This is a genomic window from Nitrospirota bacterium, assembly GCA_015233895.1.
Taxonomy (GTDB): Bacteria; Nitrospirota; Thermodesulfovibrionia; order Thermodesulfovibrionales; family Magnetobacteriaceae; genus Magnetomonas.
In genome coordinates this window covers 25,701-39,434 of record JADFXG010000031.1, presented here as the reverse complement: position 1 = coordinate 39,434, position 13,734 = coordinate 25,701, and the positions used below count along the sequence as shown (strand labels likewise).

Below are 13,734 nucleotides of genomic sequence, written 5' to 3'. Positions count from 1 at the left end.
ATTCCAACAACTTTTGGTAAGTGGATATAGGAAAATTGAGATTATATACAAGAAGGTTATTTCGTTGTTAAACGTTAATATATATAGGACTGACCATTATTATCCTAAAATATTCGGGTAATGTCAGCCTTTAACCCTCCTGCACGGGGAAATGATTCCCCCGTGACCCCTCGGTTTTTTGATAGCGATTTTTCATTATGTGTAGGGGCGCGCCCCTGTGTGCGCCCAGATAAAAGAATTTTTTAACCTGCGTTCCGCAGCTTAAAAAGTTTCAATGCGAACTCCGCCCGCAAAACAGATGAGCAGATTAAAGAATTTATAAAATGTTATCGCTTTGAGCGTAACTTTATATTACTTTATATTTTCCGCCACCGGTAAGAAAAACAGAAAGTGCACGAGCACTACGGCAAGCAGGATTAAGCCGATAATAAAAAAACCAAATGATAATTTATAAGAGCAAAACTTTCTATCTAAAAAATGATTAAAGTGCTGAGTTGCTATTTCCTCGCTTGCATAGGATAGTTCTTTTTTACCCCGTGGACTATGTACTAAAAATGAGACTAAAAGACTTATAAGCCAAAACACAATCGGCAAAAAATAGAGCACCTTCCACTCATACGATATATTGGTTTGTTTAATCCCGTTGTACGTTATGGCATGAAAATATATCCCGATTAAAACCCCATTAATTGTGTCCACTTGCCTTGCCGCCGATTCCACAAAATTAACGGAATCTTTTATAAGTGTTTTAACTGCTTCTATATGTAAATCTCCAGGCTCCTCGATTATTTCAAGCGGCTTTATTGGTGGAGGATTGTCAATTATTTCAGACATTTGCATTTACCTCTTTCCCGTCGGCCTCTGTATAAGAGGCTGATTTTGAACAATGCGGACATTTGAGGTCAACCGGTGCTTTGGAGTTGTCAATTCCAAATCCTCTGACTGCAATCCCTCTCCTTTTACTTCTTATATCAGCCAAATCAGCAATAAACGGGCTCTTACAGTGTTTACAATCAAATTGTTGTTTGGACATGTTAGTTCTCCTTTATCTTTCTATAAATTTTTTTAACAATTTTAATACCTCCTCCGTATTCTTTAAATATGGGGAGTGACATTTAAAAAAAAGGTTATAGGCTTTTTGCATATATTCGTTGCTTAAAGTAAAATCATTTTTCTGTATATAGACATTTCCGATATTAAAATATGTTATACCGGCTGTATGAATGTCACCTGTGCTTTCAAAAACAACAGATGCTTTATTATAGAACCCAATAGCTCTTTCCAACTCTCCTTTTAAATTATAAACATTACCCATATTCATATAGGTTTTGGCTAAACTATGAGTGTCACCTAAGCGCTCTAATATTTCAATGGATTTATCATAGAATTCAATAGCTCTGTCCAAGTCACCTTTTGATTGATAAAAAACACCCAAATTTGTATAGGTCTGAGCCAAATGATGGATGTCACCCAACTGCTCATGAATTCTAATAGCTTTATTATGGAACTCAATAGCTCTGTCCAAGTCACCTTTTTGAGTATAAGTATTACCAATTCCCATGTAGATCAAAGCCACAACATGTATATCACCTAAGCGCTCAAGTATTTCAATGGATTTATTATAGAATTCAATAGCACTGTCTAACTCTCCTTTAGATTGATAAGTATTCCCCATGTCCCCATAGGTATGAGCCAAACCATATATGTCACTTAACCGCTCATAAATATTAATAGCTTTATTATAGAACTCAATAGCCCTGTCCCACTCTCCTTTTAGTTCATACACAGTTCCAATATTGTTGAATAATGTAGCTTCGTTATTTTCATTTTTAATTAATTTTACCATTGCGAGACAAGGTCTATAGATATTTATAGCATCGTCCCATTTACCATAATATTGCAGAAAATCAGCGCCTTGAGCAATATTCCCCAACTCAGAATTAAAATAAATATATTCATACAATCCAGGATTCTCTACCATTTTTTCTATATTTGCTAAATTTCTCAAAATTAAATCACAGAATATTTCTTTCATTTCCCTTTCTTGCTCAGGGTTAGCTCTGGATAATCTCTGGGCATGTTCACGGACTATGGGAATTAAGTTATAATAATTTGTTTCTAAAATGGGAATAAAACTTTTGGTTATAATTGAAAAACGCTGTAGTCTGCTCAGAGCTTTTTGAAAAATAGTTTCATCTAATCCGCATACTTTGCGAATCATATCTTTAGTGCCATGTTTTGAAAACAGGCTTAGAGCACGGTATAGCCGGTTTTCATTGTCGCCCATTTGTTTAAGAGATTCCGCTACCAAATATTGCCACGGCTTTTGTGTCGTGTCTCTAAATCGCTCAAAAATCTCTGCTAATGGCCACCCCTCCTCAAGCCACCCGATTGCAAGCCGTATCGTAAACGGATGCCCTCCGGTTTTTGAAAGTATGGCGTTGATAGCTTCATAATTTGGCTTAGTCTGTTTACTGTCAAAGAGCTCTATGAAGAAATCGGAAAGCTCACGGCCCTCCAGTGGTTTTAACGCTATACGCTTAAACTCACCCACCGGTAAATTAGTAAAATCATACCTTGAGGTCAGAACGATTTTACATTTTTCTTTTGTCAGAGAGTTTATAAACTCAATAAATTTCGGATCAACATCTACAGGTTTATCATCTGTATCATTACTTATTTCAAAATCTCTTAAAATGTCCTCAAGATTATCTAAAATTACAAGAGAATTGCCACAGTTTCCTATTGTCTCTGATATTGCATTACATATATTTAAAAAATCTGCACCTTCCGGTAAATTAACCTCTTTATGTAAACTTCTTAGTTCACTCATTATTTGTGAAAGAAAATCGTGTACACTTCCAGATAGTCTGGAAACCCCAGCACCTTTAGGGTTAGCTTTCGATAGCTCAGATGATGGGGCATCCTTTCTTGCGCTCGCAAAAACTATTTCGTCAAAATCTTCACCGAATCTGTGAGCCGCCTCAAGAGCTAACGCAGTTTTCCCCATTCCGCCGGCGCCATGAATCATCACTCCCCTGAAGTAGCCATCGCCATTAAAGACTTTTGCTATTTTTATAAGTTCCCTGCGCCGTCCGGCAAATCGCTCCTCTTTGGCCTCTAACAGCCGCCCGCCTCGTGTCTTTACTTTCGCTTTTCCCTCTGACACCGGTAACTCACCTTTTTCTAAATCACAGTGTGTGGTAAACAAAATCGGGATACCAAAATCCCAGGGAAGAAGTCCGTTTTCCTCCAAATCTATGCGGGCAAGCCTGAGAGCATCCGCAATTGTAAATCCCTCCGATATGTTTTTATAAAAACTCTCTGTTAGCAGCCCTGCCGATTTAACATTAATGCTAAACTGATTAGCAATCACCCATGGAATATTCTCTGACAAAAACGCCTCAGCCATACTTTTATCATTTGGGTTTTTGCCACAAGTCGCTGTCAAGCAGCCATTTAGAAATACCAGTTTAACTCTTTGATTAATCCCAACTTTATTCAAATCATTAGCAAAAAAGTTAAAAATCATAGCTATGCCGTCTTCAAGACATAACGATCCTTCGTTACCGTGGCCGCTAAAATGAATAATATCGTAATCTTTATTTATAATTTTTCTAAATTCACTGTCACGCGTCCTTCTGTGCAAATCTATATCAATTGGATACGGCTTGCCATCCAGTTTTAGAAAGTTCTCGACCTCCTGTCTGAAATTTAAGACATGGGGCTGGTTGTAAAATGGATCAATCAATTTTGTTTCGGGATTAATTGGAGTAACCTCTTCAGGATCGTAAGTTAATAGAGGAGAGGCCAGCATAACAGCCATTTTGAGGCGGTCTTTTTTAATTGCACTGGAATTCCCGTTACCACCGTTTTTATAGAGACGGACAATGCCGGGATTAAGGGCGATAAATTTCTTTCCATCATGGAGATATTCCCACGGGAGATTAACCAATCCTGGGGCTAAATCAAGAATCAGCGGAGTTCTGTCAGCGTAACCACCAGGAAAAAACCTCTTATATAATTTATGGCCGAGATTTTCGAGCCATGCTTTGTCCGGTTGGTAATTATCTTTACCAGAGCTATGAACATTGTGCAGAGTTTCAATTTCAGGTTGAAACTCTGTAGCATCGCCGTTTTTTATTTCAATTACTGACATCGCGCTTCCCCCCATTTCTCCTGATAAATATGTTAACCCAAGAATACGATTATTGTTGCAATTATACCATAGTTAAGAAATATTTTACACAAGAAAAGCGCAAGTATTTATTTGAAGTAATACTTTACATTTTTACCTTGAAATCATATCAAAGCCATATGAGTAGGCAGCGATGATTAAAACAAACAGAAACAAAAATATGTAAATCTGACGTTTGTTTGTACGTCTGTACAATACCTTGAGGTTGAGGCTGCTATCCCATGAAGCTGCCCCTTTTCGCTTTAATAATTTATACTCCCTGGCCATCGTATAAAGAAAAACAATAGGAATTCCCAAAACAAACCCATAAGCATACACACGGAATTCCCGGCTGAGCGCCTCAGTAAATGTCAAACTCTTACCCTCTGCGTTTAATACTCTTATCCCAAGCAGGTACTTGCCGCCGGTTGAACCGGTTGTTGCCAAAATAAAAGACTCCATAACTGTTATTACAAGCATGGTGAAAAAAAACTGAGTGATATAGCCATCAAGAAATGTGTTTTTAATCATTGCCCCTGCTAAAAACCCACAGGGCATACTTAAACTATACAGATCAAACAGCCGTGCCAGCAGTCTTGCCCACTGCGGCTCTAATACATACATGTCGGCACGTTTTATGGGGCGGGTGGCAGCTCTGGGTTTGCTCTTATTAGTTGCCTTACTCTGAGATTGTGTTTTGGTTTGAGTATCTTTGACTGATTCCTTCTTTTCAGAGGTTTTCGTATCTTCTGAGCTGGCTTTAACTGATTCCTCAGTCTGTCCGGTCTCATTTTTAATGTCATAATCTTTTAGATTGCGATACGCCTCGTTAATTTCACTTAGCTTATCGCCTGCCTTTTTCTGAAGTTTAGGGTCATGCGCAAACCTGTCCGGATGCCAGACTTTTACAAGGTCCTTGTAGGCCTCCTTTATCTCCTCAGGGCTGGCTTTGGAGTTAAGTCCAAGCACTTCTAACGATTTATTAATGCTATTGCTGTTGTGGGTATCCATAAGCAAAGCTAATTTTTGAAAACTATTTTATAGCCACCTATTTTTGCACGTACTACGGATAGTTGTCAAGATGCGCGTTTTCTTAACATCTAAAATGATATAATAAAGGCAGGCCACCTGAGGCCGGAAAGCACATAAGGGAACTCTCAAATGTACAACTTATACGACAACCATCCGGATATAGTGTTTTACACAGTAACGACTCTTATGTCCGTTGTAATTATGACGATTACAATAGCCGCAGCTGTGGATTACATAAAAACTAACTATTTAAAAATACAGAGATCCCCCAAAAGCCTGCTGTCAAAGATATCAAGGCTCATTGTTAAGAATAGTGACAATTAGTTCCTTGTTTTTTTTATAATACCAATGATAAACTAAATGTTGTCGGAGGTCAAATATAAAGTGTGCAAAGCAGGGGATTTTTATAACTTATGGGAGTAGATGTTAAAGGGGTTACAGTTCCGGCACTTTTACTTAGTTTAGATACTACCCTCACAGCAGATGAAAACATTGATGAGATTGAACTGAGACTGAATACGCCATTTTTTAATAACTCTAGGATTTTGATCAATACCAATGGACTTGTTCTGGAAACTAACCATATAAACAAAATCCTTAAGATATTTGAACAGCATAATGCCATACTGTTAGAAATTAAAAGTGATTTTCATGCAAAAGAAAGCTCTAACAAGGCTAATGTTCAGACTACTCACAAAAAATCGCTGTTAACTTTAAATCAAACCATACGCGGCGGGCAAAAAATTGAATACGATGGTGATGTCCTGATTTTTGGCACTGTTAACGCTAACGCATACATTGTTGCCACAGGCAATATAATTGTATTGGGCACGATGAAAGGAGTGGCTCACGCTGGCGCCTCAGGCGATGAAACGGCAATGGTAGTGTCTCTTAACTTAAAACCTCAACAGTTAAGAATCGCTAACCATATCGCTAAATCCCCTGACAACATTGATGAGCTGCCGGATATCCCGGAAAAAGCATACATAACTGATAACTCTATAAACATAGAAAAAGTATAGGAGTCTTTATAATGTCAAGAATAATAGTAGTAACATCGGGGAAAGGCGGAGTAGGGAAAACCACTGTAACCGCAAACCTGGGAACAGCACTGGCAATGCTTGGAAAGAGAGTGTTAACTTTGGATGCCGATATTGGCCTTAGAAACCTTGATATGATTCTGGGGCTGGAAAAAAGAATAGTTTATGATATTGTAGATATTGTTAACGGCACGGTTAAAGCAGAAAAAGCATTCGTTAAAGATAAAAGAGGATACCCGCTGTGTCTGCTTCCGGCTTCACAAACAAAAAACAAAGAAGCAGTTAAACCGGAACAACTCATGGAAATCATAAACACGGTAAGGGATAACTTTGACTACATATTCATTGATTCCCCGGCTGGGATAGAGGGCGGGTTTATAACTGCGGCAACTCCGGCTGAGGAGGCCATAGTGGTGGTAAACCCTGAGGTTTCCTCTGTAAGGGACGCTGACAGAATTATCGGGCTTCTTGAGTCTATGGAAAAAACCCATATAAGGCTGCTTGTAAACCGGATAAAGATTCATCAGGTTAAAAAGGGCGAAATGCTCTCCGTTGAGGATATCGAGGATATCCTGCATATCAAAAAAATTGGAGTTATCCCTGATGACGAAAAAATGGTGGACTATACCAACAAAGGGGAGCCTATTGTGCTTTCAAAAAACTCTTTAGTGGCAAATGCACTGATGAATGTAGCTCATCGGATGGAGGGAAAGGATATTCCGTTTGATGAACTAAAAAATAATAAAGGACTTTTTAGTTGGTTATGGAGGGGCTAAACCATGTCCATATTCAGTTATTTTAAGAAAGCTACTTCCTCTGATAAGGCTAAGGAGAGATTAAAAATGGTGCTCTCTTATGAAAGAAAAGGCCTGCCTGTTAATTTTATAGAAAGTGTCAGAGGCGATGTGGAATCACTCTTTGCTAAGTATCAACAGTTGGATACAAGCAGGATAGAGCTTGAGGTCATGAATGAAAATAAGTATATAGAATTGTCAATAAGTATTCCATTTACAAAAAATAACTAAAAACATTTTATTCTAAAAAATAAGGGAGCATTTTGATATTGACAACTAAGATATGGAAAATTTATGTTATATATGTGGGACAAATAAAAGGCAGTGACATTGCAAACGGCGTAAGGTAAGAACTAACAGAGGTGTGAATGATGTTTGAAAAATTTACTGAAAGAGGCAGAAAAGTAATAATATATGCAAAAGAAGAGGCTGAGAGCAGGCAGAACGATTATCTTGGTACAGAGCATCTGCTTTTAGCGGTCCTCAGGGATAAAGACGGCTTGCCTGTTACGATACTGCGCAAGATGGGAGTTGCAACCGAGGATTTACGCATGGAGGTGGAGAGGAACCTTCCCGCCGGTTCAAATCTTCTGACGTTTGGTGAGATACCCTTTACTCCACGCGCTAAGAAAGTACTGGAACTGGCTGTTGAAGAGGCACGGCTACTGGGACATAACTACATAGGGAGCGAGCACCTTCTTTTGGGGTTGATTCGTGAGGATGACGGTATAGGTGGTAAGATATTGAGAAGCCTCGGAGCAAACCTCCTTGGGGCAAGGCAGTTGACCATAAACCTGTCTATGAGGGGTCAGGCGTTTACAAAGGTAAGGAAAACCAACACACCGGCTCTGAATGAGTTTGGCAGAGATCTCACTCAGATGGCTGCCGAGGGGCTTCTTGACCCTGTGATAGGGCGTGAGGACGAGATAGAGAGGATTTTACAGGTCTTAGGACGCAGGATAAAAAATAATCCGGCCATTGTTGGTGAACCCGGAGTTGGAAAGACCGCTGTTGTTGAGGGGTTGGCACACAAAATCAACACAGGTGACATACCGGAAAATCTGATAGGAAAGAGAATAATCTCACTTGATTTAGGCGCTATGATAGCCGGCACCAAGTACAGAGGGCAGTTTGAAGAAAGACTAAAAGTGATTATGAAAGAAATACGGCAGTCTGACAATATAATTCTGTTTATTGATGAGTTTCACACGCTGATTGGAGCTGGGGCTGCAGAGGGCTCAGTGGATGCCTCAAGTATGCTTAAACCTGCCCTTTCAAGGGGAGAGATACAGTGCATAGGAGCCACAACGTCAAACGAATTCCGGAAGTACATCGAGAAAGACGGCGCACTTGAAAGGCGTTTTCAGCCAATTTACATACAGCCGCCCACAGTTGAAGACACAATAAGAATACTGAGCGGTTTAAAGAGCCGGTACGAGTCATATCACGGTGTGAAGATAACCGGAGCCGCTATTGCAGCGGCTGCTAAGCTTTCTGACCTCTACATCACTGACAGAAACCTCCCAGATAAGGCAATTGACGTTATAGATGAGACTGGTTCACGTATTAAGTTAAAGCGTTTCACACCTCCTGAGGAACTTAGAGACATAGAGAAAGACCTTGAAAGGCTGTACAAGGAAAAAGCCCTGTATATAAAATTAAACGACATAGAACGGGCAGCAGCCGTAAGAGGCGAAGAGGAAAAACACAAGAAACTCCACTATATTACACAAAGAAAGTGGCAAGAAAACCTCAGCAGGGAGATCTCTGTACTTGCAGAGGATGATATAGCTTATACGGTTTCCAAGATGACAGGTATCCCTCTTTCCAGACTTGAGGAGGAGGAGACAGAGCGGCTCTTACACATGGAGGATGAAATCCACAAAAGAATTATCTCTCAGGACGATGCCATAAGCGCCGTGTGCAGGGCAATTCGGCGCTCAAGAGCCGGAATAAAAAACAGAAGGAAACCAGTTGGGTCATTTTTCTTTCTTGGACCCACAGGGGTTGGAAAAACAGAGTTGGCACGAGCACTTGCCGAGTTTTTGTTTAACGATGAGAAGGCTCTGATAAAACTGGACATGTCTGAGTATATGGAGCGGTTCAATGTGTCGCGTCTTACGGGCGCACCTCCCGGCTACATCGGATACGACGACGGAGGACAGTTAACTGAAAAGGTTAGGAAAAAACCCTACTCGGTTGTTCTGTTTGATGAACTTGAAAAAGCCCACTACGATGTGTTTAACGTGTTGCTTCAGATTCTGGATGATGGCGTTCTTACCGACAGTTCCGGTAGAAAGGTGGATTTTAAAAACACCGTCATAATAATGACTTCAAATCTGGGTGCAAGGTTAATAGAAAAGGCTACTCCTCTTGGATTTCAAAGGAAAGCTAAGTCTGACGTTTACTCAAAGCTGAAAGACACAGTTTTAGATGAACTGAAAAAGACCTTTAATCCTGAGTTTCTGAACCGGATAGATGAAACCGTGGTGTTTCACCCGCTGGAAAAAGCTGACTTGTACTCAATAATTGACTTACTTATAGGAGATACTAACAAACAGCTTATAGACCAGGATCTGTACATAGAGCTTGACTACACTGTAAAAGACTGGTTGATTGAGAAATACTATCAACCGGCATACGGTGCAAGGCCTATGAGAAGAGCTATACAGAAAGAAATTGATGACCAGCTTTCTGAGGAGATCTTAAAGGGCAGCTTTAAAAACATCAGCAAACTGCGGATAGTGTTACGGGACAATGCACCGGCGTTTACAGAGGCAGAGGATTTAGAGTTTGCTGCCATAGACTTAGGAGGAGTTAATTAAAGTGATACATGAAATATGCAAAGGTAAGCGCAATTAGATGAAAACATCAAAGGCTTTGATACTTGGGGTGTTAATAGTGGCTGCGGTTGTTGTCTTACAGCTTGGCAAGAAAAAGGGACAGGTAGCAAACATAAACATGGTAGAGGGCACAACGGTACCAGCTTTTACATTTACCGACTCAGGCGGCAAAGCGGTAACTTATGATGCGTTCAAAGGAAAGCCCTTAATAATTAATTTCTGGGCAACATGGTGTCCCTCTTGCAAGGATGAAATACCGTCTTTGCAAAGTTTTTACAATGATGAGAAATCCGGCCAGAACGTAAACATAGTGACCGTCTTATTCAGAGATGATATGTCATCGGCACAGAGTTTTATGAAAAAGCATAAGTATGACTTTCCGGTTTATACGGATTCAAGCGGTGCAGCCCGTTCATTTGGGCTTACCGGAGTGCCTGAGACCTATCTGATAGATAAAAACGGAATTGTAGTTAGACGTATACTGGGGCCTCTGGACTGGCAGACCTCATCAGGAAAAGAGCTGCTTAGTGAATTGCTAAGCCGGATATAATTGCCTCCATCCGGGGAATCTGAACAGGGGGTTTTGTTCGCCGGTCTTCTATACGCTCACAATACGTATCTTGAGCAGGCAGAGGAGTTATTAACTGCTGAGTTTGGTCAGATTTCCATTGAATCTGATGAAACTCTATGGGACCATTCAGTTTATTATGCCAATGAGCTTGGCTCACCCATAAAGAGGCGTTTTGTTTTCTTTGACAATTTAATAAGCACCGGATTAATTGCTGAGACCAAACTAAAGACAATCGCGATTGAGAAAGCTCTCTCAATTGATGGCAGTAGAAAAATAAACATAGACCCAGGCTATCTGACCCTTGCCAAAGTGGTGCTACCAACAACCAAAAACCGTGCACACAGGATATATCTGAAAAACGGAATATATGCCGAGACAACTTTAATCTATTTGAGGGATAACTTCAAACCATATCTTTTCACTTATACGGATTTTACAAAGTGTGAGACTCTTAAGCTTTTAAACAAAGTGCGTAAATTGTTTAAAGATAAATTGTTAGGAAAATGACATTAATACAGAAAAATTACGTTGCCAAATCACCTATTGTTATCAATATGTTATCTGATATATCTTTATGCTCCTTTTTAAGAGTGGCTCTGCCCTTCCCCTGAAACCCCACTCCCCTGAAACACGGTGTTTGTTGCTCCAACGTGGGGTTTAACAAATTCTTGCAAAATAATACAAAAAACATATAAAATAAAGCCTGTGGAAAACATTAATCATTACATAGCAGACTGTGTTTATTTTAGTTCTGCTATGACAGAACATTAACATGCAAAGAACCCACAAGCGTATATTCGTAAACAAATACTAAGGTAAGGGGAGACGAAACTATGAGGCAAAAAAGTAAATCTGTAGAGGATATTAAAAAACGGGTAATAGCTCGTGAAAGATTTGAGGCAACGGAGGCTATCGAATTAATCAAAAGTCTTAAAAAGGAAAGGGTCTTTTGGCTAGCCAGAGAAGTGCTTGAAATTGCACAAACTGAATTATCAAAGTTGGACCCATCTAATGAAAAAGACAAACTATCTTTAAAATTAGCTCAACAACTTGCCCTTTGTACTTACAAAGACCCAGATTTGGCAAATGATTCAAAGTTTGACGATACTATAAAAATTCTTACTGACAATTGTGACCTTAAAAATACAAAAAGTCAGGAAACACTTGGAATAGCCGGAGCAGTTTATAAATACAAATGGCTGACAGAAGCTAATAAAAGTATCCTTGAACTTTCATTGGCATATTATATGCGCGGATATAAACATGGTGTTGAGAAAGACTACGGATATACGGCTATTAATGCAGCTTTTGTCCTTGATGCTCTTGCCTATATAGAGGAAAGAACTGCCCAAAAAGCAGAAACCTCAACTGAGACTGCCGAAAACAGACGCAAAAAAGCTGATGAGATTCGTAATGATATAATCAAAACACTTCCAGATTTACCTTCAAAACAAGGTAATGAGTTTTTAAACAATGACTGGTGGTTTTTAGTAACAATTGCTGAGGCTTATTTTGGCCTGGAATGCTATGATGATGCGCGTGAATATTTTAAGAGAGCTAAAAAGATCAAAGAAGAGCTTGACTGGGAATATGAATCAACAGCAAAGCAACTCGTTTCTTTAGCGCGTTTTAAGGGTATAGATATAAGCCCGGATGATAAAACAAAAGCTTGGGTAGTTTTAGAAGATTTTCTTGGTGATAAAACGGCTGTAAAGTCCGTATTCATAGGTAAAGTAGGGCTTGCCTTATCAGGCGGCGGGTTTCGGGCATCTTTGTTTCATATCGGGGTTTTGGCTAAACTTGCAGAGTGTGATATTTTAAGACACGTAGATGTTATATCATGTGTGTCCGGTGGTTCGATAATAGGCGCACATTACTATCTGAAGCTCCGCAATTTACTTCAAACAATGCCTGATAGCAAAATTGATCGTGATGACTATATTAAGATAGTACACGAAATAGAGGATGAGTTTCTTACAGGTGTACAGGCAAACATTCTAAAAAAAGCTGTAACTTATAAATTGACAAACATAACAAAATCACTAACTGAATGTTTAGGAGAGATGTACGAGAAACAAATATTTTCAAAAGTTAAAGATGGAAAAAATGATAAAGAGCGATGGATTAATGACTTAGTTGTAACGCCATTAGATGCTACAGGGGTACCTCAGGAGAATTTTAATCCGAAAGATGGAAATTGGCTGCGAAAAGCAAATGTGCCGATTCTCATACTTAACACAACTGCCCTGAATACTGGCCATAATTTCCAATTCACTGCTACATGGATGGGAGAACCACCAGCAGGGATTGACTCAGAAGTTGACGCCAATTACAGGTTAAGACGTTTGTATTATGAGGATGCACCTCCAAAATACCAGAAATTCAGTCTTGGCCGTGCTGTTGCAGCCTCAACTTGCGTACCTGCCGTATTTGAACCTATTGAGCTAAAAGATTTATATAAAGACAAGGTGGTACGTCTTGTGGATGGTGGAGTTAACGATAATCAGGGAAGCGCCTCGTTACTAGAGCAAAATTGTACTGTCTTAATTGTCAGTGACGCAAGCGGGCAAATGAGTTCAGAAGATACGCCTGCCGGCAACCCAATATCAGCAGGCATGCGCTCAAACAGCATCCTTCAGGCACGCCTTCGAGGCGCTCAATTTGATGAATTGTATGCAAGAAAACACTCATCTTTGTTACAAGGATTACTGTTTTTACATTTGAAAAAAGAACTCGAGGCGGATCCTGTTGACTGGATTGGCTGTGAACTTCCCTCAGAAAAGAAAACTAAATCACCACTAACTTCTTATGGTATAAACAAAGAGTGTCAGGAGTACCTCTCAAATATTCGAACTGATCTTGACTCATTTAGTGATATCGAAGCCCACTCTCTGATGACAAGCGGTTATCTCATGACTGAAAAGATGATGCCAGATGACTTTAAGGACTTTACAGACAGGTCGGTTGCACGTACTAATTGGAGGTTTCTTGAAAAAGGCATGGCGATATGTAATAAAGATGTAGATAATAATATTAAAAAAGAGTTGAAAGAAGCAGCAGACCACAATCTCATAATATTGAAGATTATGAAAAAATTTAACTCACTTTTTTCATGGATTTAAACACATTAACACGCTGATAGTGTTAACAGTATAAATTGACTCATGTTGACAGCAGCCAGCTGTGTTTATAACAGGCTGCTGTCTGCTTTATCAGGGCAGCTCTGCGTATTGCATTATATTATATTAATCTGCTAATATCTGAGATACTTTTTGTA

Annotated in this window: 12 protein-coding genes; 8 read left to right on the top strand and 4 right to left on the bottom strand. The window is 39.5% G+C overall.

The annotated features are described in order from the left end of the window. Window positions 1–351: 351 nt before the first annotated feature. The 4 genes from HQK88_14690 to HQK88_14675 all read right to left on the bottom strand — a co-directional run bounded on the left by HQK88_14690 (window position 352) and on the right by HQK88_14675 (window position 5,188). Window positions 352–834 carry a hypothetical protein gene (locus HQK88_14690; protein ID MBF0618046.1) on the bottom strand — a complete coding sequence of 161 codons (483 nt, stop codon included), beginning with the start codon at window positions 832–834 and terminating at the stop codon, window positions 352–354. Continuing rightward, the gene (locus HQK88_14685; GenBank protein MBF0618045.1) at window positions 827–1,033 is read right to left on the bottom strand and encodes a hypothetical protein; all 207 of its coding nucleotides are present in this window, start codon (window positions 1,031–1,033) and stop codon (window positions 827–829) included. Before HQK88_14685 ends, HQK88_14690 begins: the two co-directional genes overlap by 8 nt. Before the next feature lie 12 nt (window positions 1,034–1,045). Then, window positions 1,046–4,159, bottom strand: coding sequence for a tetratricopeptide repeat protein (locus HQK88_14680; protein ID MBF0618044.1), 3,114 nt, complete (start codon window positions 4,157–4,159; stop codon window positions 1,046–1,048). Window positions 4,160–4,291: 132 nt separating this feature from the next. Then, window positions 4,292–5,188, bottom strand: coding sequence for a DnaJ domain-containing protein (locus HQK88_14675; protein MBF0618043.1), 897 nt, complete (start codon window positions 5,186–5,188; stop codon window positions 4,292–4,294). A 150-nt stretch (window positions 5,189–5,338) separates the two neighbouring features. Between HQK88_14675 and HQK88_14670 the strand changes: the two genes are divergently transcribed. The 8 genes from HQK88_14670 to HQK88_14635 all read left to right on the top strand — a co-directional run bounded on the left by HQK88_14670 (window position 5,339) and on the right by HQK88_14635 (window position 13,579). Then, window positions 5,339–5,533, top strand: coding sequence for a hypothetical protein (locus HQK88_14670; GenBank protein MBF0618042.1), 195 nt, complete (start codon window positions 5,339–5,341; stop codon window positions 5,531–5,533). A gap of 89 nt (window positions 5,534–5,622) precedes the next feature. Continuing rightward, entirely contained in the window at window positions 5,623–6,231 is a 609-nt protein-coding gene (gene minC, locus HQK88_14665; protein MBF0618041.1) for a septum site-determining protein MinC, read from the top strand. 11 nt (window positions 6,232–6,242) lie between these two features. Continuing rightward, window positions 6,243–7,025, top strand: a complete 783-nt coding sequence (minD, locus tag HQK88_14660; protein ID MBF0618040.1) for a septum site-determining protein MinD — start codon at window positions 6,243–6,245, stop codon at window positions 7,023–7,025. Between the two features lie 3 nt (window positions 7,026–7,028). After that, window positions 7,029–7,274, top strand: coding sequence for a cell division topological specificity factor MinE (locus HQK88_14655; GenBank protein MBF0618039.1), 246 nt, complete (start codon window positions 7,029–7,031; stop codon window positions 7,272–7,274). A gap of 140 nt (window positions 7,275–7,414) precedes the next feature. Continuing rightward, window positions 7,415–9,868, top strand: a complete 2,454-nt coding sequence (locus HQK88_14650; protein MBF0618038.1) for an ATP-dependent Clp protease ATP-binding subunit — start codon at window positions 7,415–7,417, stop codon at window positions 9,866–9,868. 37 nt (window positions 9,869–9,905) lie between these two features. Further along, window positions 9,906–10,436, top strand: a complete 531-nt coding sequence (locus tag HQK88_14645; GenBank protein MBF0618037.1) for a TlpA family protein disulfide reductase — start codon at window positions 9,906–9,908, stop codon at window positions 10,434–10,436. 33 nt (window positions 10,437–10,469) lie between these two features. Beyond that, window positions 10,470–10,964 (top strand): DUF4416 family protein, encoded by a 495-nt coding sequence (locus HQK88_14640; GenBank protein ID MBF0618036.1) that lies wholly within the window; start codon window positions 10,470–10,472, stop codon window positions 10,962–10,964. A gap of 326 nt (window positions 10,965–11,290) precedes the next feature. Further along, window positions 11,291–13,579 carry a patatin-like phospholipase family protein gene (locus tag HQK88_14635; GenBank protein MBF0618035.1) on the top strand — a complete coding sequence of 763 codons (2,289 nt, stop codon included), beginning with the start codon at window positions 11,291–11,293 and terminating at the stop codon, window positions 13,577–13,579. Window positions 13,580–13,734 lie beyond the last annotated feature (155 nt).

Excerpts from the sequence above, each read along its gene's own strand:
- minD (MBF0618040.1), top strand. The coding sequence starts at position 6,243 with ATGTCAAGAATAATAGTAGTAACATCGGGGAAAGGCGGAGTAGGGAAA.
- HQK88_14685 (MBF0618045.1), bottom strand. The coding sequence starts at position 1,033 with ATGTCCAAACAACAATTTGATTGTAAACACTGTAAGAGCCCGTTTATT.
- HQK88_14675 (MBF0618043.1), bottom strand. The coding sequence starts at position 5,188 with ATGGATACCCACAACAGCAATAGCATTAATAAATCGTTAGAAGTGCTT.
- HQK88_14635 (MBF0618035.1), top strand. The coding sequence starts at position 11,291 with ATGAGGCAAAAAAGTAAATCTGTAGAGGATATTAAAAAACGGGTAATA.
- HQK88_14690 (MBF0618046.1), bottom strand. The coding sequence starts at position 834 with ATGTCTGAAATAATTGACAATCCTCCACCAATAAAGCCGCTTGAAATA.
- HQK88_14655 (MBF0618039.1), top strand. The coding sequence starts at position 7,029 with ATGTCCATATTCAGTTATTTTAAGAAAGCTACTTCCTCTGATAAGGCT.
- HQK88_14645 (MBF0618037.1), top strand. The coding sequence starts at position 9,906 with ATGAAAACATCAAAGGCTTTGATACTTGGGGTGTTAATAGTGGCTGCG.
- HQK88_14650 (MBF0618038.1), top strand. The coding sequence starts at position 7,415 with ATGTTTGAAAAATTTACTGAAAGAGGCAGAAAAGTAATAATATATGCA.
- HQK88_14680 (MBF0618044.1), bottom strand. The coding sequence starts at position 4,159 with ATGTCAGTAATTGAAATAAAAAACGGCGATGCTACAGAGTTTCAACCT.
- HQK88_14670 (MBF0618042.1), top strand. The coding sequence starts at position 5,339 with ATGTACAACTTATACGACAACCATCCGGATATAGTGTTTTACACAGTA.
- minC (MBF0618041.1), top strand. The coding sequence starts at position 5,623 with ATGGGAGTAGATGTTAAAGGGGTTACAGTTCCGGCACTTTTACTTAGT.